The following is a 22,881-nucleotide window of genomic DNA, read 5'->3' as shown; positions in this document are numbered from 1 at the left end:
CCGCCATGAAGCTCGTCATCCTCGACCGCAACGGCACGATCAACGTGCACCGCGAAGACTTCGTCAAGAGCGACATCGAGTGGACGCCGCTGCCCGGTGCGCTCGAGGCCGTGGCGCGCCTGAACCATGCGGGCTGGCACGTGGTGGTGGCGTCGAATCAGTCGGGCCTGGGCCGCGGGCTGTTCGACATGGCCTCGCTCAATGCCATGCACGCCAAGATGCACAAGATGCTCGCGGCCGTGGGCGGCAAGGTGGACGCGGTGTTCTATTGCCCGCACAGCCCCGACGAAGGCTGTGACTGCCGCAAGCCCAAGGAGGGGTTGTTCCTTCAGATCGGCGACCGCTTCGGCATCGACCTGAAGGGCGTGCCCACCGCGGGCGACAGCCTGCGCGACCTGCAGGCCGGCGCTGCGGCCGGCTGCGAACCGCACTTGCTGCTCACGGGCATGGGCGCGGCGTGCCGCGGGGTTCACCCGCTGCCTCCCGAATATCCGGCGGACACGAGGGTGCATGAAGACCTCGCCGCCTTTGTCGACTTTTTGCTCGCGCGCGAAGCGCGGGCTGCACTGCAGGTGGCTGTCTGATGGCGTTTATCCGTTCCGTTCTCCACGCCCTGTGGATGCTTGTCACCGTGGTGCCCTGGGGCATCATCATGTGCGTCAGCTCGCTCTGGAAGCGCGGCATTCCGCTGTACTGGATGGCCGAGCAATGGCTCAGCTGGGCCATCGGTGGCGCGCGCGTGCTGCTGGGCATCAAGACCCGCGTGACCGGCATGGAAAACCTGCCGACCGACCAACTCGCCGGCGCGGTGCTGCTGGTGAAGCACCAGTCCACGCTCGAGACTTTCCTCATGCCCACGCTGATGCCGCATCCGCTGGCCTTCGTTTTCAAGAAGGAACTGATCTACGTGCCGTTCTTCGGCTGGGCGATGGCGCGGTTGGACATGATCCACATCGACCGGAGCCAGCGCGCGCAGGCGTTCAACAAGGTGGTGAACCAGGGCCGCAAGCTGCTCGCGCAGGGCATCTGGATCATCATGTTCCCCGAAGGCACGCGCATCCCGCGAGGCCAGAAGGGCACCTACAAGAGCGGCGGCACGCGCCTGGCCTGCGAGACCGGTGTGCCCGTGATCCCGATTGCCGTCACCTCGGCCAAGGTCTGGCCGCGCAAGGCCTTCATCAAGCGTCCTGGCGTGGTCGACGTGTCGATCGGCCCGGCGATCTCGAGCGTGGGCCGCAAGCCCGACGAGCTGATGCGTGAAGTCGAAGCCTGGATCGAGGCCGAGATGCGCCGCCTCGACCCCGAGGCGTACAGCGACAGCCCGGCGCAGCCGCAGCAGACGTTGCCGCGCGAAGCGGGCTGACGCGCCACCCTCAGACCCGGGCCCGACATGCGGGGAATGCTGCAGTTCACGATGGACCTCTTCGAGGGGCTGGGGAGCACGCCGGCGCCTGCTGCTGCGCCGCCGCGGCGGCCGCGGAAGAAGGCGCCTGCGCCTGTGCCACCTGCTGCTCCCGTGCCGGTGGTGGATGCCACTCCTTCATCTATCGGGCCCATTGATCCGCGTCCTGCGGTGCCGTTGGCTGACACACTGACGTTGGCGAATTTCACACATCCGCAGGCCACGCGTGAAGTGGTACTGGGGTCGGCGCGGGTGGCCTACGAGTTCAAGCGGGGGCAGCGCAAGACCATCGGTTTTCTTGTGGGTGCCGAAGGTTTGTCGGTGCGTGCGCCGCGGTGGGTCACGTTGCGTGATGTCGATGCAGCGGTGCGTGAGAAGGCCGACTGGATTTTGCGCAAGCTGGCGGAGACGCAGCAGCGCAATGCGCGGGTCGAGGCGACGCGGATTGCCTGGGAAGATGGGGCGGAGTTTCCTTTTCTTGGCGAGCTGGTGGTGATCCGGCTGGATCCGAAGCACGGGTTCGCCAGCGTGGGTGGCACGCTCGATCCTGCTGTGGAAGGCGGTGGGCCACGCACTTTGCGGTTGGCTGTGGCGCAGAACGCGGCGCCTTCGCAGATTCGGGATGCGGCGCAGGCCTGGTTGATGCGGCAGGCGCGCAAGCTGTTCATCGAGCGGCTGGATCACTTTGCGCCGCTGCTGGGGGTGTCATGGCAGAAGCTGTCGCTCTCTAACGCTGCTACGCGGTGGGGGAGTGCGAGTGCGGATGGGTCGATTCGGCTGAACTGGCGGTTGATTCACTTTCGCCTGCCGGTGATCGACTACGTTGTTGCGCATGAGTTGGCGCATCTGCGGGTGATGGATCACTCGCATCGGTTTTGGGAAACGGTTGAAAGCGTTGTGCCTGACTATGGGGTGCTGAGGCAGCAGTTGAAGGATGAGGCTGTGCCTCGGTGGGGCTGACTTTTCTTGTTTGCTTCCCGGGGCCGGGAGTTCCGCCCGGCGGCGGACTCACTTTCTTTTGCTTCGCCAAAAGAAAGTAAGCAAAGAAAAGGCGACCCCACTGTCTGCGACCCTGCGCTTCGCTACGGGCAACCTGCGGTGCTCGCGTTTCGCGGGGTCTCGCAGAACTCGCTTCGCTCAAACAGCTGCGAGCCCTGATCCGCGAAACGCTGCGCTCCTCGGCGCAGCCAGAGGGGCTTGGATACCAGCGGGCCGTCGCTTCGCTCGGCCCGGGAATTTCCAGCAGCCAAATCCCGTGCCCGTGCCCGTGCCCGTGCCCGTGCTGGTGCTGGTGCTGGTGCTGGTGCTCGTAGGCACATCTGTACTCGCTCGCGTCTGTACTTGCTCGCGCTCCAACCAACGCCGCTATCAATCCCAGCCGCAACAGGCGCGAAGCGCCTGTTGCGGCCCACTGGCCGAGCGAAGCGATGGCCTGTTGGTATCCCAATCCCTTCTGTATGCGCCGAGGAGCGCAGCGTTTCGCGGATCAGGGCTCGCCCTTGTTTGAGCGAAGCGAGTTTGGGCGAGACCCCGCGAAACGTGAGCACCGCAGGTTGCCCGCAGCGAAGCGGAGGGACGCAGACAGCAGGGTCGCCTTTCTTTTGCCTACGTTTCTTTGGCGAAGCAAAGAAAAGTAGGTCGCCTGCCGGGGCGAGACCCGGCCTCGGAACCCAAACGAATCAGCGCGCGTGCGTAACGCCCCCGTCCACCACCAGCGTAGACCCCATCACATAGTCCCCAGCCCGCGAAGCCAGGTAGATAGCGGCACCAGCCATGTCCTCAGGCGTACCAATGCGCCCAGCAGGAATCCGTCCTTTGACCTCATCCCCGTGATCCCGCGCATCCTTGTTCATATCCGAAGCAAACGCCCCCGGAGCAATCGCACTGACCACGATCCGATCCTGCGCCAACCGCAGCGCCATCCGCCGCGTCAGCTGAATCAACCCCGCCTTGCTCGCCGCATACGAATAAGTCTCCTGCGGATTCACAGAAATCCCGTCAATAGAAGCAATGTTGATCACCTTTGACAGATGATCCGTAGCCGCCTTCTTGAGCATCGGCGTCAGTGCCTTCGTCAGGAAGAAGGGCGTCTTCAAATTCAGGTCGACGACCTTGTCCCACCCACTCTCAGGAAACTCCTCATAAGGTGCCCCCCAGGCAGCCCCAGCGTTGTTGACCAGGATATCGAGCGACCCTTCATGCTTCGCATAAGCATCGACCAGCGCCTGAGCCCCTTCCACAGTAGAAACATCCGCCGGCAGCGAAACGCAATGCCCAAACGCCGACAGCTCCTTCGCCGTCTGATCGCAAGCCGCCGCCTTGCGCGCCGAGATGTACACGCGCGCGCCCTGCGCCAGGAAGCCCTCGGCAATCATGCGGCCGATGCCGCGCGAGCCGCCGGTGATCAAGGCGCTGCGGCCCTTCAGCGAGAAGAGTTGGGTGGTGTCCATGTGCGTTTGTCTCCTGAGTGGTGGAAGAGAGGAAGTTCAATTCCCGTCAGGAGAAAGCTTAGTCCGCGACGCGCCCGCGCCGCGTCACCTAGGCGGCAGCAGGAGCAGAAGGCAGCGCCAGCCGGCGCGGGCTCTCGAAGGTGCGCAAGGCGCCGTTCAGCGGGTCGACAAAAGCCAGCGACCGCGCCAGCAGCTGCAGCGGCCTGTCGAAGTCGTCCTTCCCCGCAGGCTGCAGCGTGGGATAGAACGGATCGTTCACGATCGGCAAACCCAGCGCCTGGCAGTGCACGCGCAGCTGGTGCTTGCGGCCGGTGACAGGCGAGAGTTCCAGCAGCGCATGGCCGTCGCGCGCCTCCCGCAGCACGATGCGGGTCTCGGAATTCGGCTCGCCAGGCGCTTCGCGCATCCGCATGAAATGGTCGTCGTCCACCAGCCGGCTGCGGTACACGGCGGGCACCGACGACACGCCCTCGTGCCACGGCACCACAGCCTCGTAGTGCTTGTCGATGCGCCGCTCGGGAAACATCGCCTGGTACAGGCCGCGCGTCTCGGGGCGCACCGAAAACAGCACCAGCCCCGAGGTGTTGCGGTCGATGCGGTGCAGCGGCACGAGGTCGTCCAGACCGAGCTTGCGCTTCAGGCGCACCAGCAGGCTCTGCTGCACGTACTTGCCGGTGGGCGTGACGGGCACGAAGGGCGGCTTGTCGACCACCACGAGGTCGTCGTCCTGGTGCAGCACCAACTCTTCGAACGGGATGGGCGTCTCGGCGTCGAGCGCGCGGTAGTAGTACACGCGCAGCGGCGATTCGTAGCGCCGCGTGGCGGTGATGGGCACGCCGTGCTCGTCGCACACGTCATTCGCTTCGATGCGCGAGAGCCAGGCCTCGCGCGAGATGGCGGGAAAGCGCTCGACGAGAAAGTCGGCGATGGTGGGCCAGGGGCCGTAAGGCAGCGAGACACAACTCGGGCTCACGCCGTCGCGCGTGGGCATCGGAACGGGGAAGCGGGGGCGCGTCATGGCGCGGCGGCGTCCAGCACCGACAGCACCTCGGCGAACGATGGCCGTGCCGCCACGTCGGCTTGCAGGCAGCGCGCCGCGAGCGTGGTCAAAGTCGAAGAAGAAACCGCATCGTCACAGCGCTCGGCCAGTTCTTCGAGCAGGCAACCGAAGGCGCGCATCTCCACGCCTTGCAGTGCCTTCGCGTGCGCCGGGTCGAGCGCGCCGGTCATCCAGCCCGCGCCGAAGTCGCCGAGCCGCCCGCCGTCCTGCGCGTGCCAGAGGATGTTGTGGGCGTACAGGTCGCCATGCAGCAGGCCGCGCGCATGCAGGTGCGCCATGGCTGCCGCGATGTCGCGCGCGATGCGCAGGGCGGTGCGGGTGGTCCAGTGCGCATCGTCGGCGTAGACGTCGCGGGTGCACGAGGCCAGGCTCGGCGGGCCGGCCAGGGTGCGGAACGAGGGCGGCACCAGCGCCATCACCAGGCCTTCCGTGCCGTCGGGGTGGCCATCGATGCGGCCCTGTGCGGCGATCAGCGTCGGGTGCGCGCCGGCCGCGATGCAGGCCGCCATCTCGCTGTGCGGCCAGCCGTCGCTGGTGACGGCGCCCTTGAACAGCTTCACCGCCACGGGCAGCGCGGCGTCATCCGGGGTGGCCAGCGTGGCGCGATGGATCACGCCCGAAGCGCCTTCACCGAGCTTCGGGCCGAGCGTCAGGTCGCGCCAGTCGACGTGCGGCACGGTGGGGGCGTCGATGGCCGCGTCTTCGGTCGGCGCATCGAACGGATTGCCCGCACAGGCCAGCCAGGCCAGGCGCGGCAGCGTGGGCAGCCACTCGGGCAGCGCCTCGAAGCAGTTGGCCGACAAGCGCAGCAGCTCGAGCTGCCGGCAGCGGGCCACCGACGGCGGCAGGGCGCGCAGGCGGTTGCCGGCCAGCATCAGCTTCTGCATGCGGGTGCAGTCGCCGAGCGTGTCGGGCAATGCTTCGATGGCGTTGTCGGTCAGGATCAGCCAGCGCAGCGAGGGCGGCAGCGCCTCGGCGGGCACGTGGGCGATGCGGTTGGCCTTGAAGCCCACGATGTCGAGCTGGCGGCACTGACCGATGGAGGCCGGCAGTTCGGTGAAGCGGTTGTCGGAGCCGAACAGCACGCGCAGCTTGTGCAGCCGGCCGAGGTCCTCGGGCAGCGCACTGAGCGCATTGCCCGTGAGGTTCAGCGTTTCGAGGGTGTCGGCGAGCGCAAAAATCTCGCGCGGGAACTCGGTGAGTCCGCACGAGAGGTCCAGTCGTCGTGCGCCAGCCAGCCGGCCGGCGCGCAGCTCAGCCAGCGTGTCCATGCGGGAAGTCTACCCAGCTGACGCTACCTGGCGCCGAAGCGGTAGATGCCGTCGGCATCGAGCGTGCGCTTCACCTGCCCCGAGAACCACAGCAGGTGCAGGTGGGCCACGGTCTCGCCCATGGCGAAGGTGATCTGGTGCAGGTCGAGCTCGCGCTTGAACAGGATCGGCAGGCCCTCCGACGCCGTGATCGGCCGCGCGAGGCAGGCTTCGAGCAGCTCGGCCAGGCGGTCGCGGTGGTGCTCCTGCAGCTGGTCGACGCGGCGGTGGATGCCGGTGAAGGGCTTGCCGTGCGAGGGCAGGCCGAGCGTGTCGGCCGGCAGGGCCTTGAACTTGTCGATGCTGTCCAGGAACAGGCGCAGCGAATTGGACTCGGGCTCGCCCGCGTGCACGCTCACGTTGGTCGAGATGCGCGGCAGCATCATGTCGCCGCCCAGCAGCAGCTTCGGCTCGGCGCAGTACAGCGCGATGTGCTCGGGCGCGTGGCCGTAGCCACTGATGCAGCGCCAGTCGCGCCCGCCGATGCGGACGATGTCGCCGTCCATCATGCGCACGTAGCGGGCGGGCACGCTGGGCACCATGTTGGTGTAGTAGCTGGTGCGCGCGCGGATCTTGGCGATCGACTCGGGGTTGGTCAGGCCGTGCGAGGCGAAGAAGTCGGCCGCCGCGTCGCCGCCCGCGAGCGTGTCGCCGGCGCTGCACAGCACGCGTGCCACGTGGTAGTCGGTGGCGCTGATCCACAGCGGCACGTTCCAGCGCTTGCACAACCAGTCGGCCAGGCCGATGTGGTCGGGGTGCATGTGGGTCACGATCACGCGCAGGATCGGCAGGCCCTGCAGCTGGGTCTCGAAGATCTGCTCCCACTGCGCGCGGGCCTCGTCGTGCGCGATGCAGCAGTCGACCACCGTCCAGCCCTCGACGCCGTCGATCGTGTCGCGCAGCAGCCAGAGGTTGATGTGGTCCAGCGCAAAGGGCAGCCGCATGCGGATCCAGCGCACGCCGGGCGCGACTTCCAGTGCTTCGCCGGCGGCGGGCAGGGTGTCGCCCAGGGGGTAGTGGAGTTCGCGTTCGAGGAGGTTCATGTATGATTGACGTTTACGTAAACGTCATGGGTTGAGGCATCATTGTAGAGAATGCGCCGCCAACCTGCTGTCGCCCCCGCAACCCTTGCCGCCCATGCCCGCGCAGACCTTCACCATCAGCCAGCTCGCCAAGGAGTTCGACCTCACGACGCGCGCCATCCGCTTCTATGAAGACATGGGCCTGCTGTCGCCGGAGCGGGCCGGCCTGCAGCGCGTGTACAGCGCGCGCGACCGGGCGCGGCTCACGCTCACGCTGCGCGCCAAGCGCCTGGGCCTGACGCTGGTCGAGGCGAAAGACATCCTCGACATGTACGACAGCCCGCGCGACACCGTGCCGCAGCTGGAAAAATTCCTGGGCGTGCTCGGCGCCCACCGCGCGCAGCTCGAGGCGCAGCTGGCCGAACTGCAGGCCAACCTCGCCGAAGTGCGCGAGCACGAGAAAAAGGGCCGCGCCACGCTGACCAGGGCGCAGAAGGCCGCCAAGGCCGTCCAGGACGCCCGAGGTGGCGAAAACACGCCCGACACGACGACTCACTGACAATAGACCACCATGCCCTCCGACAACCTCGACGACCTCTTTGCCCACAACCGTGCCTGGTCCGCCCAGATGGAGCGTGACCGGCCCGGCTTCTTCACCGGCCTTGTCAAGCAGCAGACGCCGCGCTACATGTGGATCGGCTGTTCCGACAGCCGCGTGCCCGCCAACCAGATCACCGGCCTGGAGCCAGGTGAGGTGTTCGTGCACCGCAACGTCGCCAACATCGTGGTGCACTCCGACCTCAACGCGCTCTCGGCGATCCAGTTCGCGGTCGAGCACCTGAAGGTCGAGCACATCATGGTGGTCGGCCACTACGGCTGCGCCGGCGTCAAGGCCGCGCTCAGCGGCAAGCGCATCGGCCTGGCCGACAACTGGATCCGCCACATCCAGGACGTGCGCGACCGCCACAGCGTGATGCTCGACAGCCTGCCCGAAGACGTGCGCGTCGATGCGCTGTGCGAGCTCAACGTGGCCGAGCAGGTGGTCAACGTGGCCGTCAGCACCGTCATGGTCGACGCCTGGGCGCGCGGCCAGAAGGTGCGCATCCACGGCTGGACCTTCGGCGTGCACGACGGCCTGCTGCAAGACCTCGGCCTGAGTGTCGAGGGCGACAAGCCGCTCGACGCCATCTACAAGGCCGCCGTGCAGCGCATCCGCTACAAGTGGAGCAAGCCGGCCGGCGTTTCGCCGTCGGCGCAGGCAGGTGCCGACGGCACCGAAGGCACCGAGACGCCGCCAGCCGCCTGAGTTCGCTGCCGCTGCCATCGCCGCCCCCGTCGGTATTGCCGCCATGTTCCCGCAGCGCCTCGATTCCCCGCTGGCCTACGACATCGCGAAAGCGATGATCGACGGGTTCAACCGGCACTACCGGCTGTTCCGGGCCGAATCGGCGCGCGCCAAGCACCGCTTCGAGACCGCCGACTGGCACGGCCAGCAGCGGGCGCAGCGCGAGCGCATCGAGTTCTACGACCTGCGCGTGAACGAGGCCGTGGCCCGGCTCGAAAAAGAGTTCAAGGCCGGCGACCAGCCCATGGAGGTCTGGCACCAGGTCAAGCTGCACTTCATCGGGCTGCTGGTGAACCACCACCAGCCCGAGCTGGCCGAGAGTTTCTTCAACTCGGTCACCACGAAGATCCTGCACCGGGCCTACTTCCAGAACGACTTCATCTTCGTGCGCCCGGCCATCAGCACCGAGTACATCGAGCCGCGCGGCGCACCCACCTACCGGCCGTACTACCCCTCGCAGGCCACGCTGCCCGACATCATCGAGCAGATGCTCGACGACTTCGCACTGCAGGGCAGCTACGCCAACAAGCGGCGCGACGCCGAGCGCGTGGCGCACGTCATCCTGAACCGCTTCCACCAGGTCAAGCTGCGCGCCAACTTCCAGCTGCAGGTGCTGTCGGGCCTGTTCTACCGGAACAAGGGCGCCTACGTGGTCGGCAAGATCATGAACGGCTTCACCGAGATCCCGTTCTCGCTGCCCATCCTGCACGACACCCACGGCAAGTTCTACATCGACGCGGCGCTGTTCGGCGAAGACGACCTGCAGATGCTGTTCAGCTTTGCGCGCGCCTACTTCATGGTCGACATGGAAGTGCCCTCGGCCTGGGTGCAGTTCCTGCGCTCGCTCATGCCGCGCAAGCCGCGCGCCGAAATCTACAACGCACTCGGCCTGGCCAAGCAGGGCAAGACGCTGTTCTACCGCGACTTCCTGTCGCACCTGAACTACTCGAGCGACCGCTTTCGCATCGCGCCCGGCATCAAGGGCATGGTCATGCTGGTGTTCGACCTGCCCTCGTTCCCCTTCGTGTTCAAGGTCATCAAGGACTTTTATCCGCCGCAGAAGGACACCACGCGCGAGCAGATCAAGGGCAAGTACATGCTCGTGAAGCAGCACGACCGCGTGGGCCGCATGGCCGACACGCTCGAGTACAGCAACGTGGGCTTTCCGCTCGACCGCTTCGAGCCCGAGCTCATCGAGGAGATCCGCAAGTTCGCGCCCAGCCAGCTCGAGATCGGCGACCGCGACGGCAACGGGGAGATGGAGGTCGTGCTCAAGCACGTCTACATCGAGCGCCGCATGATCCCGCTGAACATCTACCTGCAGGAAGCCTTCGACACGCTGGCCCACCCCGAGAGCCCGGCCCAGGCCCGGCGCGCCAAGGACCAGCTGGAGCATGCGGTCATCGAGTACGGCAACGCCATCAAGGACATGGTGGCCGCCAACATCTTCCCCGGCGACATGCTGTGGAAGAACTTCGGCGTCACGCGCGGCGGCAAGGTCGTGTTCTACGACTACGACGAAATCGAATACGTCACCGACTGCAAGTTCCGCAAGGTGCCCACGCCGCGCAACGAAGAAGACGAGATGAGCGGCGAGGTCTGGTATTCGGTCGGCCCGAAAGACGTGTTCCCCGAGACCTTCGAGCCCTTTCTGCTCGGCAACAGCGACGTGCGCGCCGCCTTCATGGCGCACCACGCCGACCTGCTCGACGCCGCCTTCTGGCAGCACCACAAGGAACGCATCCAGGCCGGCCAGATGCTCGATGTGTTCCCGTACGAAGAGTCGCAACGCTTCCAGCACGAAGGCCACGCGACGCATTTCTGACCGCCCGTTCCCGATTCCTGTTTTCGTTTTGTCTTTGATTTCACTTTCACATTCCTGAAGGAGACCTCCATGTCCGAATCCATCGTCATCGTCGGCGCCGCCCGCACCCCCATGGGCGGCTTCCAGGGCGACTTTTCGTCCCTCTCCGCGCACGACCTGGGCGGCGCGGCCATCAAGGCGGCCGTCGAGCGCGCCGGCATCGCGCCCGAGAGCGTGGGTGAAGTGCTGTTCGGCAACTGTCTCATGGCCGGCCAGGGCCAGGCCCCGGCGCGCCAGGCGGCCTACAAGGGCGGTCTGCCCGACAGCGCGGGCGCCGTCACGCTCAGCAAGATGTGCGGCTCGGCCATGAAGGCCGCGATGCTCGCGCACGACCTGCTGCTGGCCGGCACGCACGACGTCATCGTGGCGGGTGGCATGGAAAGCATGACCAACGCGCCTTACCTCATGCTCAAGGGCCGCGGCGGCTACCGCATGGGCCACGACAAGATCTATGACCACATGATGCTCGACGGCCTCGAAGACGCCTACCAGCCGGGCCGCTCCATGGGCACCTTCGGCGAAGACTGCGCCGCCAAGTACAACTTCACGCGCGAGCAGCAAGACGCCTTCGCCATCGCCAGCGTGCAGCGCGCCCAGGCCGCCACCGAATCGGGCGCCTTCAAGGACGAGATCACGCCCATCACCGTGAAGGGCCGCGGCGGCGACACCGTCATCTCCATCGACGAAGGCCCGGGCAAGGTCAAGCTCGACAAGATCCCCACGCTCAAGCCCGCGTTCAAGAAAGAAAACGGCACCATCACCGCCGCCTCGAGTTCGTCGATCAACGACGGCGCCGCCGCGCTGGTCATGATGACCGAGTCGCACGCCAGGAAGATCGGCGCCAAGCCGCTGGCGCGCATCGTCGGCCACGCCACGCACGCGCAGCAGCCCGAGTGGTTCTCCACCGCGCCGGTCGGCGCCGTGCAGAAGCTGTTCGCCAAGACCGGCTGGAGCGTGAAGGACGTCGACCTGTGGGAAGTGAACGAGGCCTTCGCCGTCGTGCCCATGGCGCTCATGCACGAGCTCGACGTGTCGCATGACATCGTCAACGTGAACGGCGGTGCCTGCGCGCTGGGCCACCCCATCGGCGCCAGCGGCGCGCGCATCATGGTCACGCTGCTGCACGCGCTGAAGGCGCGCGGCAAGAAGCGCGGCGTCGCCACGCTGTGCATCGGCGGCGGCGAAGGCACCGCCGTCGCGCTCGAATTGCTATAACGCCAGGAGCCGCCGGCGCCCGGGAGAGGGCGCCGGCCGGTTTTCCACCCCGGACAGTTCAAACAAAACCATGCGTAGAGCAGGAGATTTCATGCGCCCATCCATTCACCGTACCGCCGTTGCCGCCGTGCTCGCTACCGCCTTCGTGGCAGGTGGCGCCTGGGCCCAGAAACGCGACAACGTGCTGTTCCAGGCCGCCACCGACGAGCAGCCGGCGGTGATCAAGACGCTCGAGAAGCTCGTCAACATCGAGACCGGCACCGGTGACGCCGAAGGCATGGCCGCCGCCGGCGCGTACCTCGAAGGCGAACTGAAGAACCTCGGCTTCACCGTCACGCGCAGCAAGTCGGTCGGCCTCGTGGTCGGCGACAACATCGTGGGCAAGCTCAAGGGCCGCGGCGGCAAGAACCTGCTGCTCATGTCGCACATGGACACCGTGTACACCAAGGGCACGCTCGCCAAGGCGCCGTTCCGCATCGAAGGCGACAAGGCCTACGGCCCCGGCATCGCCGACGACAAGGGCGGCAACGCCGTCATCCTGCACACGCTCAAGCTGCTGAAAGACTACGGCGTGCGCGACTACGGCACCATCACCGTGCTGTTCAACACCGACGAAGAAAAAGGCTCCTTCGGCTCGCGCGACCTGATCCAGGAAGAAGCCAAGCTGGCCGACTACGTGCTCTCGTTCGAGCCCACCAGCGCCGGCGACGAAAAGATGTCGCTCGGCACCTCGGGCATCGCCTACGTGCAGGTCAACATCACCGGCAAGGCCTCGCACGCGGGCGCCGCGCCCGAGCTGGGCGTGAATGCATTGGTCGAGGCGTCCGACCTCGTGCTGCGCACCATGAGCATCGACGACAAGTCGAAGAACCTGCGCTTCAACTGGACCATCGCCAAGGCCGGCAACGTGTCGAACATCATCCCGGCCAGCGCCACGCTGAACGCCGACGTGCGCTACGCACGCAACGAAGACTTCGACGCTGCCATGAAGACCCTCGAAGAGAAGGCACAGCAGAAGAAGCTGCCCGAGGCCGACGTCAAGGTGCTCGTCACGCGCGGCCGTCCGGCCTTCAACGCGGGCGAGGGCGGCAAGAAGCTGGTCGACAAGGCCGTGGTCTTCTACAAGGAAGCCGGTGGCACCGTGGGCGTCGAAGAGCGCACCGGCGGCGGCACCGACGCGGCCTACGCGGCGCTCTCGGGCAAGCCCGTGATCGAAAGCCTGGGCCTGCCCGGCTTCGGCTACCACAGCGACAAGGCCGAGTACGTCGACATCAGCGCCATTCCGCGCCGCCTGTACATGGCCGCGCGTCTCATCATGGACCTGGGCGCCGGCAAGTAAGCCTCGCACCCACCGACAAGAAAGAACTGGAGACAACGCCATGCTGCTCAGCGCAGACCAGGAAGCCATCCGCGACGCCGTGCGCGATTTTGCGCAAGCCGAGTTGTGGCCCAACGCCCCCAAGTGGGACCGTGACCACAGCTTCCCGAAGGAAGTGCACCAAGGCCTGGCCGCGCTGGGCGCCTACGGCATCTGCGTGCCCGAGGAGCATGGCGGCGCGGGACTCGACTACCTCACGCTCGCACTCGTGCTCGAAGAAATCGCGGCCGGCGACGGCGGCACCAGCACCGCCATCAGCGTGACCAACTGCCCTGTCAACGCCATCCTCATGCGCTACGGCAACGCGCAGCAGAAGAAGAAGTGGCTCGAGCCGCTGGCCCAGGGCCAGATGCTCGGCGCCTTCTGCCTCACCGAACCGCAGGCCGGCAGCGACGCCTCGAGCCTGCGCACCACCGCGCGCAAGGACGGCGACGGCTACGTGATCGACGGCGTGAAGCAGTTCATCACCAGCGGCAAGAACGGCCAGGTCGCCATCGTCATCGCCGTGACCGACAAGGGCGCCGGCAAGCGCGGCATGAGCGCGTTCATCGTGCCGACCGACGCGCCCGGCTACAACGTCGCGCGCTTGGAAGACAAGCTCGGCCAACACAGCAGCGACACCGCGCAGATCAACTTCGACAGCTGCCGCATCTCGGCCGAGAACCTCATCGGCGCCGAAGGCGAGGGCTACAAGATCGCGCTCGGCGCACTCGAAGGCGGGCGCATCGGCATCGCCGCGCAGAGCGTGGGCATGGCCCGCAGCGCCTTCGATGTGGCCGTGGCCTACGCCAAGGAGCGCCAAGCCTTCGGCGGCGCCATCTTCGACCAGCAGGCCGTGGGCTTTCGCCTCGCCGACTGCGCCACGCAGATCGAAGCCGCGCGCCAGCTCATCTGGCACGCCGCCAGCCTGCGCGACGCCGGCCGGCCTTGCCTGAAAGAAGCCGCCATGGCCAAGCTCTTCGCCAGCGAGATGGCCGAGCGCGTGTGCAGCGCCGCCATCCAGACCCTGGGCGGCTACGGCTACGTGAACGACTTTCCGCTGGAGCGCATCTACCGCGACGTGCGCGTGTGCCAGATCTACGAAGGCACGTCGGACATCCAGAAGCTGCTGATTCAACGCGCGCTCGCCTGAGATCGTCTGATCAAGTGAACCAACGCCGCGACCTGGGTGGGTGATGTTTCGGGTGGGGCGGTGCGTTCCAGTCGCTGACGCTTGACGGGCGTCCGAGCGACCGCGTACATTGCTTTTGCCTCGTGATGAGCGAGGCCGGGATTGGCGTCCCGCTGACATCCTGCGACGAAAGCCGCAGTTACCGCACAAGGTCTGCGGCTTTTTCATTCGCGCTTCTTTTTTAGGCGGCTCGAATGGGAGGGCTCGCGCCCTGCCGGTTTCCGCAAGGATGTCCCGGTACGCCAACCCGTTCGAGCTGCCGCCCCCGATTGGCGTCGGGTGCGTCGGTTGTTGCAAATCGACATCCTTGGAGGCCTATGGCCACTGCTTCAAATGCGGGTACCGACGCTGGTTGTTCTTGTGCGTCTCAACGACCCACTGCCTTGTTCAAACCCTTCGAATGGGTTGAAGGCGAACGGCTCTCTCCTTCACAGCAAAGTCACGCTGCCTTCCTCAACGATGCGCGTGATGTAGTGCAAGGCGCTCAGACGTTGGTGCAGTTGCTCGACTGGGATGAGGATCGGCGCGACGCTGCTGCTTCAGAGGCAGACCTTGCGCCGCTTTTCGACGCGAGCCAACGCAGTTCACTGCAGCGGCTTCTCGCGGTATCGCTAGGGCTTTTGCATGCGCGGATCGAAGTCCAATGCGATGCGTCGATTGAGTAGCAGACCGACGCCACGAGAAGAGTGACTCTTATGCCGTTCTTGCGTCCGCGGGCGTGAGGGCGGCCATTCTTCCCATTACAGAAGCGTCACGCAGTTCGTTGTATCGATCCTGCTTCCTCGGTATGGAGGCGGCGTCTGGTTTTCGTGAGGCACTGGGGTCTGGCTGCGAGGTGCAGTCGGCCAAAAGGCAGAACTTTGATTGGCGCCGTCGAATCCGCGAATCCCTGCGGGCACCACAATGATGCTGTATATTCATACAGTATCATGCTCTCCACCTCCTTCCGGGCAACTGCGGCAAGCGAACGAGTCCTGAGCGGGGGCATTGGCGCCTTCTTGCGAGCATCTGCAGATGGTTCTGGACTGCCCAGCCCGCGCTTGTCAGGGCATCCGATGGCCGCGGCCAAGGGAAAGTGTCGACGCAATGAAGACGCCGAGGGGCTTTCTGCGGTTAAGCCGGATGTGGCTCGCAGGCGTCATGGAAGACGACATGCGGCCCCGAATAGAAATCTGTTAAAAGTTGTTGCATCCGATCGAGGGGACGATAGCAACAACACGATGGACGAAATTCACGAGAAGCCGCCAAGGGAGACGGCCGGTCGCGAGACCATTCTTCGGTTCAGAATGCAGTTCCAGGCCGCCGCATTTGCCGCCTTAGAAATCCTGGGCGGAAACGAAGTCGACCGGGTGTACTGTGACTATCACGAAGATTTCGTGGTCCGCAGGACTACCGCGCAGGGCGTCACTTATCACTTCTTTCAAGTCAAGACCAAAGGTCAACTGAACAAGCAATGGACTTTGCTTGAGGTCTTTGCTTTGAAGAAGAAGGAAAAGAAAGGCGACACCGATGCCGCGGAGAAGCTCAAGGCGATGAAGGACAGCATCGCTGGAAAGCTGTTCGCTCACACAACTGAGTTTGGGGAACACTGCCACGCGGTGACGATTCTCTCGAACGTGCATTTCGACGACGATGTTCTTGATGCGATCAAGGACATCCGTGCCGGAACGAGTACCAAGAAGTACGTGTCTGATTTCATTGCCAAGTTTCACGAAGCATTCTCTGGCGATAGGGGGCTGACGGATGATGAAGTCAAAGTTGCCAGAGGCAAGCTAACTACTGAACCAGGTGTTCAGTACATCGGAGAAACGCTAGAACGATTCACGAGCTCAGCCCGTGATGCAATCTGGAAGCACAGCGAGATTGACCTGCGTCCGCACGAGGTAGATGAAATTGCTCGCAGCCTTGTTGACCTCATCACGAAGAAGTCCTGCACTCGAATTGCAGGAATGGGAAAGCAGAGTCTCGAGGAAGCGGTCTCGGTTGAGTTGAAGGACTTGCTAAAGGTCCTGAGCATCTCGACGCCCGTTTACGAGACTCTGAGTAAGGGCGAAGATCCCAACGTCATAAAGGCAGCATCGATCCTTCAGCGCCAGTTGAAGCAGGCGGGGGCCAGTGAGGCTGCCGTAGAGACTGCATCTCAGTTGAAGGTCGAGTGGGACGTATGGCTTCGTACTAATCGCCATGTCTTCACAGAGATGGCCCTCGCAATCCTTTGGCAAGAAGTAGAAGATGCTTGTCGGAACTGGCTCCTTGCAGGAGGGCGATTGGTCGATTTGCGTCAGCTTCTGATGAAAATGCGGCTGCAGCAATGGACGCAGGATTTCCCCTCCTTAACGGATGACTTGCTCTTCGGTGCGGTCATGGCTGCAATGGTTCGTAGAGGCGCAAGATGAGCCTTAGTCAGTTTTTTGCAGAGGCCGAACGCGCGGACCTGCGGGTGCAGCTCGGCACGGAAGACAACTCGGTCGCACACGCGTTGAGCAATGAAGCGCTATTTCAGTTGCCGTTGTTGGCCATGACCATTCTTGCAATTTCTAAGGGAAAGTCGAAGCCGAAGCTTCCAGAGATTGGTCAGTTGGTCGGGGAGTGTCTGGAGCGGACAGTGGTGGGGTTCAAGGGGTCCTCGCAAGACATAGGCTGGTCTGCAAACCTTCGCATCCGAACCATAAAAGCCCTGACCTTTCTCGAGGCGACGAAGCTTGCAGAAATCGATCTGCACACCAAGGAGATTACTGCCAGCAGTCTCGGTCGAAATGTCTATGAACGCGCGCTCGGTGACGAGACTCCGTTGTCCTTATCGCTTCGCGTCATTGAAACGAGTTATCAGAATATCCGCGCCGAGATGCGCTTCGAGGGGGAAGTGGAGTGAGATTCAAGCGACTGAAGATTGAGCCACTGGGACAAAACGGATGGGAGAGTCAAAACTTAGAGTTTGGCTACCGGACAACTCTCATCTATGCGGCGAACGGTAGTGGTAAGACTCCAGTAGTCCAGGCGCTTGCAAGTTGCCTCGGCTACCCGTCGAGGTTTCGCGAAGACATTCTGGAAAAATGCGCTGGCGCAACTTTGACTGTTGATGTGGCCGGGCAGGACGTCCTGCTTCATCGAACCTTTGTCAGCAATCCTCGAGATTTTGTTGCCGCCATCACAATCAACGGTCAATCGACCGAATACTTCGATGAGGCAAGCTTCTCAACTGCCGTGTTTCAGTTGTTCGAATTGGAGCCTCCAGCGCTAGTTTCTACGACCCGTCAGGCAACGCGCCCCTACATTTCCACCGTGTTGCCCCTGTTCTACCTGAATCAAGGTGACGGTTACACGGCCGCATATAAAGCACCAGCCTCGTTCATCGAGGATCAGTTTGTTGAGATGGTTCGCTTCGTTTTTGGCTTGAATCCAAAACACTCCTACAAGGTGAAGAAGGCCCTTATCGACGAGAGGACGGCACTAGAGGCCATCAATCGGAAGATCGTTGTTGTGCAGAGGTTGGTTGAGGTGCAAGGCCGTGGGCTCAATATGACGGCTGGCAATCGAGTTGCGTTGGACCATCGCGTTGCGGCACTATCTGGGCAGATTGATAGTCTCAGAGCATCTGTGGATGCAAATGGAGCTGCGAGCTCAGCGCTTGCAGATCTTCTCAGGCAGAAGGAGAACCAAGTCCAAGCAGTTCGCACCGAGATTTCGGAGCTTCGAAGTCGAGTCGCAGGAATTGGGACCATCCGTTCAGAAATTGAGGGTGAGATATCTACCCTTGGACTGAATGAGGAAGCCCGCCGAGTTTTCACGTCGTTTCAGGAAATCTGCCACGCTCCCAACTGCGGCTTGTTCATCGGAAGTTCCGAGTCTTACGGCAAGAACCTGTTGTATCTCCGAGACCAACTGAAGGACTTAGAAAGAAACACGACGCGGGCGGAGGTTCGTGTAGAGATGTTGGAACAGAGGCTTGACGAACTTCTTGATGAGCGCAACGCGCTTGCGTTGAAACTAGACTCGCCAGAAGCGGGTGCCATTGACAGACTCGTTTCTGCTGTAAAGGCGATCACTACGCAGCTTGTCGATACAGAAAATGAACGAGCATCAATTGATGCGCTGCAAGCAGAGCGCTCGAAGCTATTTCGTCTTGAGCAAGAGCGAGCCCGCATTCAAGAGCGCATAGATGAGCTCACGTCGAGCGGCCGGGCTGACACAGATTTCAACCGGATTCGCCTTCGTTTGAAAGAGCTTGCGGTCGCATGGATGGATGTCCTCGAGGCTCGGAATGTCTCGCGCAACGTTGACATTGATTTGGACTTTCGCTTCAAGTTCAACAATGAGCCGCTTGATGTCTTCTCCGGAAGCACCAAGATCCGGCTGGTGCTCGCTATCCATGCTGCAATGTTTGAACTGTATGTATCCGAAGCAGCTCGTCCATTCCGCTTCCTGATTCTGGACACGCCAAAGCAGCAGGAACTTCACACCAAGGACTTGGCGAAGTACCTCACCAAACTAGAGGACCTTTGTCATCGGAGTAACGCGCAACTCATCCTTTCGTCGACGGAATATGACCATCCGACAAACCCGCAGTTTGATAAGCGATGGTTGCCTGCGTATCCCGGCCCGACACAGCCTATGTATCTCGGTGTTGGCGCGACGGGTGGTGGAACCCGATGAGGCGCGGACCAACAGAACTGATAGCCCTCTAGTCGGCCTTGAGACCTAAATGACGCGCAATGCGCGCGCAACTCTGTCAACGTCTTGTCGATGGAGGGGGTGAAGCGGGGGCGTGAGTCTTCCCCCGCCCCACCTTCAGCCCCCGCCGCGCCAAGTGTTCCAATAGAGCCCTTCATGAGCGCCACCGACCCCACTCCCGGCCCCTGCCCCTGCGGCCGCACCGACCGTCGCGACAAGCCCATCGGCTACGCCCTGTGCTGTGGGCGCTACCTCGACGATTTCGAGAACACGCCGGCGCCCGACGCCGAATCTCTGATGCGTTCGCGCTACTCGGCCTTCGTGCTGGCGCGTGCCGACTACCTGCTCGCCACCTGGCATGCGTCGAAGCGGCCGGCGTCGGTGGAGTTCGAGCCGGGCGTCAAATGGCTGGGGCTGGACATCCGCTCGCGTTCGGTGCTCGACGCCGACCACGCCGAGGTCGAGTTCGTCGCCCGCCAGCGCGGCGCGACGGGCGTGGCGTTCCGCCTGCACGAGCGCAGCCGCTTCGTGCGCGAGAACGAGCGCTGGTATTACGTCGACGGCGACCTGCACCAGCCCCCGGGTTGACGGCGGCGGGCTTCGGCCCGCACAATCGGCCCCGCTCCGGGGTGCACACACGTGGTGTGCTGAGATGGCAAAGCTGCCGACCCGCGAACTTGATCCGGGTCATACCGGCGTAAGAAGAGCTGCACTCCCTGACTTCGGTCCGTCACTCCCTTTTTCGGTGGCGGGCCTCCCGAGGTCCACTGAGCGATTGCGGAGCACCCTTTCCCTCAACAAGGAGTGCCTCCGATGAATGCCCCCGACAAGTTCACCTCGCTGCTGTCGCTGACGCGCGAACCCTTTCCCGCCTCGCACAAGTGCGTCATTCCGGGCAGCCGGCCCGACCTGTTCGTGCCCGTGCGCGACGTGGCGCTGACCAACGGCGAAACCGTCTCCCTGTACGACACCTCGGGCCCCTACACCGACCCGAAGGTCGAGATCGACGTGCGCCGCGGCCTGCCCGACGTGCGCAGCGCCTGGGTCATCGAGCGCGGCGACACCGAAAGCTACGAAGGCCGCACGCACCACGCGCTGGACGACGGCGCCAAGAACGAAGACCGCGACGCGCAGCGCCTGGCCGAGCTGCGCGCCGGTGCCTCGGCGCTGCAACGCACGCCGCGTCGCGCCAAGTCGGGCGCCAACGTCACCCAGATGCACTACGCGCGCCGCGGCATCGTCACGCCCGAGATGGAGTACGTGGCCCTGCGCGAGAACGGCAAGCGCGAGTGGATGGCCGAGTACCTGGCCAACGAGGAGCGCGCCAAGCGCGTGGCGGGCAACCCGATGGGCGCGAGCATTCCGCGCATCATCACGCCCGAGTTCGTGCGCGACGAGGTGGCCCGTGGCCGCGCGATCATTCCCGCGAACATCAACCACCCCGAGGTCGAGCCGATGGCCATCGGGCGCAACTTCAAGGTGAAGATCAACGCCAACATCGGCAACTCGGCCGTTACCTCGAGCATCGAGGAAGAGGTCGAGAAGCTGGTGTGGGCCATCCGCTGGGGCGCCGACAACGTCATGGACCTGTCGACCGGCAAGAACATCCACACCACGCGCGACTGGATCGTGCGCAACTCGCCGGTGCCCATCGGCACGGTGCCGATCTACCAGGCGCTCGAAAAGGTGGGCGGCGTGGCCGAAGACCTCACCTGGGAAATCTACCGCGACACGCTCATCGAGCAGGCGGAGCAGGGCGTCGACTACTTCACCATCCACGCGGGCCTGCGCCTGCCGTTCATCCACCTCACGGCGGACCGCATGACGGGCATCGTGTCGCGCGGCGGCTCGATCATGGCCAAGTGGTGCATCGCGCACCACAAGGAGAGCTTCCTCTACACGCACTTCGAGGACATCTGCGACATCATGAAGGCCTACGACGTGAGCTTCTCGCTCGGCGACGGCCTGCGTCCCGGCTCGGGTGCCGATGCGAACGACGAGGCACAGTTTGCCGAGCTGCGCACGCTGGGCGAGCTCACGCAGATCGCCTGGAAGCACGACGTGCAGACCATGATCGAAGGCCCGGGCCACGTGCCGATGCACATGATCCAGGCCAACATGGACGAGCAGATCAAGCACTGCCACGAGGCGCCGTTCTACACGCTCGGCCCGCTGACCATCGACATCGCGCCGGGCTACGACCACATCTCCAGCGCCATCGGCGCCGCCATGATCGGCTGGGCCGGCACGGCCATGCTCTGCTACGTGACGCCCAAGGAGCACCTGGGCCTGCCCGACCGCGACGACGTGAAGCAGGGGATCATTGCCTACAAGATCGCCGCGCACGCGGCCGACGTGGCCAAGGGCCACCCGGGCGCGCGCTCGCGCGACGACGCGCTGAGCAAGGCGCGCTTCGAGTTCCGCTGGCAAGACCAGTTCAACCTGGGCTTGGACCCCGACACGGCGCGCGAATTCCACGACGAGACGCTGCCGAAGGACTCGAGCAAGGTGGCGCACTTCTGCTCGATGTGCGGCCCCAAGTTCTGCTCGATGAAGATCACGCAGGAAGTGCGCGAGTACGCGGCCAAGAAAGGCGTGGCCGAGGCGGCTGCCATGGCCGAGGGCATGGAAGAGAAGTCGAAAGAATTCATGGCCGGCGGCGGCGAGATCTACATCCCCATCCGCCCCGTCGCCTGAGGCGGTGAATGACCCGATAGCCTGAGTCTGCCCGTGCGGAAAGGGGGCGTTGCTACCATGGGGCCAGACCCCTGAACTCCAGCCTCGCAATGACCCCTTTCCCCTTTTCCGCCGTTCTCTTCGATTGCGACGGCGTGCTCGTCGATTCCGAGCCCATCACCAACCGCGTGCTCGCCGACATGCTCGGCGAGCTCGGCTGGCAGCTCACGGCCGAGGAATCGATGAACATCTTCACCGGCAAGGCCGTGAAGGACGAGACGGCGCTCATCGAGGCCAAGACGGGCTTCAAGATCACCGACGACTGGCTGCGCGGCTTCCGCGCCCGCCGCAACGAGGCGCTGGACCGCGACCTCGTCGCCATTCCCCATGCGCCCGCCGCCATCCGCGAGATCCACGCGCGGCTCAAGGGTCGCATCGCCTGCGCCTCGGGCGCCGACCGCCACAAGGTCGAGCTGCAGCTGGCCAAGGTCGGCCTGCTCGACTGCTTCGAGGGCCGCATCTTCAGCGGCCACGAGATGCCGCGCTCCAAGCCGCATCCCGACGTGTACCTGGCCGCGGCGGAAGCGCTCGGTGTCGATCCGAAGCGCTGTGCGGTGGTCGAAGACACGGTCACCGGCGCGATGGCCGGCGTGGCCGCCGGCGCCACGGTGTTCGGCTACAGCACGGGCGAATCGGGCCACAGCGGCCCGGGCGCGCTGCGCGCCGCGGGCGCCGTGGCCGTGTTCAGCGACATGACCGGGCTGCCCGCATTGCTGGCCGGCTACGGCCTGCAGGCGGCCTGAGTTTCTGGTGCAATGACGCCCGTCAGCGTGTGGCGCGCCCGTCGCCTTCACGCGCTCCTTCCCACGAATTCGCAAGGACCCTGCCCATGACCTCCGAGTACCAGACCGAGCAACCCGACCGCAGCGAGATCGACGCGCTCCAGGGCCCGGCCGTGGTGGAGTTCGGCACCAACTGGTGCGGCATTTGCAAGGCCGCGCAGCCGAACATTGCCGAGGCCTTTGCCAAGTACCCGAACGTGCGCCGCATCAAGGTGGAAGACGGCAGCGGCCGTCCGCTGGGGCGTTCGTTCAACGTGCGGCTGTGGCCCACGCTGGTGTTCCTGCGCGACGGGCAACAGGTCGCGAAGCTGGTGCGGCCGGAAGACAGCCAGTCGATCGCCGATGCGCTGGCTCTGATCGATTCGCCAGCCTGAGTTCAGGGCGACGCTCCCGCCGACGGGGCACCTTGCTCCGCGAATGTCCCCCGGCCTGCGGCCTCCTCCTTGATTTCGCTGCGCAAGGCACCCCATCGACG

General features: G+C 64.4%; 21 protein-coding genes and 1 riboswitch. Of the genes, 17 read left to right on the top strand and 4 right to left on the bottom strand.

The window, feature by feature from the left end:
* The first annotated feature begins 5 nt into the window (after positions 1-5).
* From gmhB to AC1RAA_RS30845, 3 genes are read left to right on the top strand one after another with little or no spacing between them, the layout of a single operon-like run.
* Complete coding sequence (gene gmhB / locus AC1RAA_RS30855; RefSeq protein WP_070062939.1) at positions 6-584, top strand: D-glycero-beta-D-manno-heptose 1,7-bisphosphate 7-phosphatase; 579 nt, start codon at positions 6-8, stop codon at positions 582-584.
* Positions 584-1,363: a lysophospholipid acyltransferase family protein gene (locus AC1RAA_RS30850; RefSeq protein WP_307590667.1), complete on the top strand. Its 780-nt coding sequence runs from the start codon at positions 584-586 to the stop codon at positions 1,361-1,363. Before gmhB ends, AC1RAA_RS30850 begins: the two co-directional genes overlap by 1 nt.
* 27 nt (positions 1,364-1,390) lie before the next feature.
* Positions 1,391-2,362, top strand: coding sequence for a M48 family metallopeptidase (locus tag AC1RAA_RS30845; protein ID WP_492730614.1), 972 nt, complete (start codon positions 1,391-1,393; stop codon positions 2,360-2,362).
* A gap of 719 nt (positions 2,363-3,081) precedes the next feature.
* Here AC1RAA_RS30845 and AC1RAA_RS30840 read toward each other — a convergent pair.
* The 4 genes from AC1RAA_RS30840 to AC1RAA_RS30825 all read right to left on the bottom strand — a co-directional run bounded on the left by AC1RAA_RS30840 (position 3,082) and on the right by AC1RAA_RS30825 (position 7,265).
* A complete protein-coding gene (locus AC1RAA_RS30840) occupies positions 3,082-3,852 on the bottom strand; it encodes an SDR family oxidoreductase (RefSeq protein ID WP_062478757.1) in 771 nt (256 codons plus the stop codon).
* 88 nt (positions 3,853-3,940) lie between these two features.
* Positions 3,941-4,870: a pseudouridine synthase gene (locus tag AC1RAA_RS30835; RefSeq protein ID WP_492730616.1), complete on the bottom strand. Its 930-nt coding sequence runs from the start codon at positions 4,868-4,870 to the stop codon at positions 3,941-3,943.
* Positions 4,867-6,183, bottom strand: a complete 1,317-nt coding sequence (locus AC1RAA_RS30830; protein ID WP_492730618.1) for a leucine-rich repeat-containing protein kinase family protein — start codon at positions 6,181-6,183, stop codon at positions 4,867-4,869. Before AC1RAA_RS30830 ends, AC1RAA_RS30835 begins: the two co-directional genes overlap by 4 nt.
* A gap of 23 nt (positions 6,184-6,206) precedes the next feature.
* Positions 6,207-7,265 carry an MBL fold metallo-hydrolase gene (locus AC1RAA_RS30825; protein WP_492730620.1) on the bottom strand — a complete coding sequence of 353 codons (1,059 nt, stop codon included), beginning with the start codon at positions 7,263-7,265 and terminating at the stop codon, positions 6,207-6,209.
* A gap of 94 nt (positions 7,266-7,359) precedes the next feature.
* Between AC1RAA_RS30825 and AC1RAA_RS30820 the strand changes: the two genes are divergently transcribed.
* The 14 genes from AC1RAA_RS30820 (at position 7,360) to AC1RAA_RS30755 (ending at position 22,780) form a co-directional block, all read left to right on the top strand.
* Complete coding sequence (locus AC1RAA_RS30820) at positions 7,360-7,803, top strand: MerR family transcriptional regulator (protein WP_070062936.1); 444 nt, start codon at positions 7,360-7,362, stop codon at positions 7,801-7,803.
* A 12-nt stretch (positions 7,804-7,815) separates the two neighbouring features.
* Positions 7,816-8,550 carry a carbonate dehydratase gene (gene can / locus AC1RAA_RS30815; RefSeq protein ID WP_095947900.1) on the top strand — a complete coding sequence of 245 codons (735 nt, stop codon included), beginning with the start codon at positions 7,816-7,818 and terminating at the stop codon, positions 8,548-8,550.
* Between the two features lie 43 nt (positions 8,551-8,593).
* The gene (gene aceK / locus AC1RAA_RS30810; RefSeq protein ID WP_492730622.1) at positions 8,594-10,414 is read left to right on the top strand and encodes a bifunctional isocitrate dehydrogenase kinase/phosphatase; all 1,821 of its coding nucleotides are present in this window, start codon (positions 8,594-8,596) and stop codon (positions 10,412-10,414) included.
* A gap of 69 nt (positions 10,415-10,483) precedes the next feature.
* Entirely contained in the window at positions 10,484-11,668 is a 1,185-nt protein-coding gene (locus AC1RAA_RS30805) for an acetyl-CoA C-acyltransferase (RefSeq protein ID WP_492730624.1), read from the top strand.
* 91 nt (positions 11,669-11,759) lie between these two features.
* Positions 11,760-13,007 (top strand): glutamate carboxypeptidase, encoded by a 1,248-nt coding sequence (locus AC1RAA_RS30800; RefSeq protein WP_159272768.1) that lies wholly within the window; start codon positions 11,760-11,762, stop codon positions 13,005-13,007.
* Positions 13,008-13,047: 40 nt separating this feature from the next.
* Positions 13,048-14,178 carry an acyl-CoA dehydrogenase family protein gene (locus AC1RAA_RS30795; protein WP_492730626.1) on the top strand — a complete coding sequence of 377 codons (1,131 nt, stop codon included), beginning with the start codon at positions 13,048-13,050 and terminating at the stop codon, positions 14,176-14,178.
* A gap of 422 nt (positions 14,179-14,600) precedes the next feature.
* On the top strand, positions 14,601-14,882 hold the full coding sequence (locus tag AC1RAA_RS30790) for a hypothetical protein (RefSeq protein WP_492730628.1): 282 nt from the start codon (positions 14,601-14,603) through the stop codon (positions 14,880-14,882).
* A 264-nt stretch (positions 14,883-15,146) separates the two neighbouring features.
* Positions 15,147-16,613: a dsDNA nuclease domain-containing protein gene (locus tag AC1RAA_RS30785; RefSeq protein ID WP_492730630.1), complete on the top strand. Its 1,467-nt coding sequence runs from the start codon at positions 15,147-15,149 to the stop codon at positions 16,611-16,613.
* Positions 16,610-17,089, top strand: coding sequence for a hypothetical protein (locus AC1RAA_RS30780; RefSeq protein ID WP_492730632.1), 480 nt, complete (start codon positions 16,610-16,612; stop codon positions 17,087-17,089). The genes AC1RAA_RS30785 and AC1RAA_RS30780 overlap by 4 nt, the downstream gene beginning before the upstream one ends.
* Entirely contained in the window at positions 17,086-18,870 is a 1,785-nt protein-coding gene (locus AC1RAA_RS30775) for an ATP-binding protein (RefSeq protein ID WP_492730633.1), read from the top strand. The genes AC1RAA_RS30780 and AC1RAA_RS30775 overlap by 4 nt, the downstream gene beginning before the upstream one ends.
* 174 nt (positions 18,871-19,044) lie before the next feature.
* Positions 19,045-19,476, top strand: coding sequence for a YchJ family protein (locus AC1RAA_RS30770; RefSeq protein WP_062478721.1), 432 nt, complete (start codon positions 19,045-19,047; stop codon positions 19,474-19,476).
* A gap of 27 nt (positions 19,477-19,503) precedes the next feature.
* Positions 19,504-19,609, top strand: a riboswitch (TPP riboswitch).
* Between the two features lie 92 nt (positions 19,610-19,701).
* Positions 19,702-21,585 carry a phosphomethylpyrimidine synthase ThiC gene (gene thiC, locus AC1RAA_RS30765; protein ID WP_062478718.1) on the top strand — a complete coding sequence of 628 codons (1,884 nt, stop codon included), beginning with the start codon at positions 19,702-19,704 and terminating at the stop codon, positions 21,583-21,585.
* A gap of 89 nt (positions 21,586-21,674) precedes the next feature.
* Positions 21,675-22,367 carry an HAD family hydrolase gene (locus tag AC1RAA_RS30760; RefSeq protein WP_062478714.1) on the top strand — a complete coding sequence of 231 codons (693 nt, stop codon included), beginning with the start codon at positions 21,675-21,677 and terminating at the stop codon, positions 22,365-22,367.
* A gap of 86 nt (positions 22,368-22,453) precedes the next feature.
* On the top strand, positions 22,454-22,780 hold the full coding sequence (locus AC1RAA_RS30755) for a thioredoxin family protein (protein ID WP_354348244.1): 327 nt from the start codon (positions 22,454-22,456) through the stop codon (positions 22,778-22,780).
* The last annotated feature ends 101 nt before the right edge of the window (positions 22,781-22,881 follow it).

The sequence above is a fragment of the Variovorax sp. GW823-FHT04F07 genome, assembly GCF_058795995.1.
The sequence above is the reverse complement of the archived record's forward strand: the minus strand, read 5'-3'. Positions and strand labels throughout refer to the sequence as shown.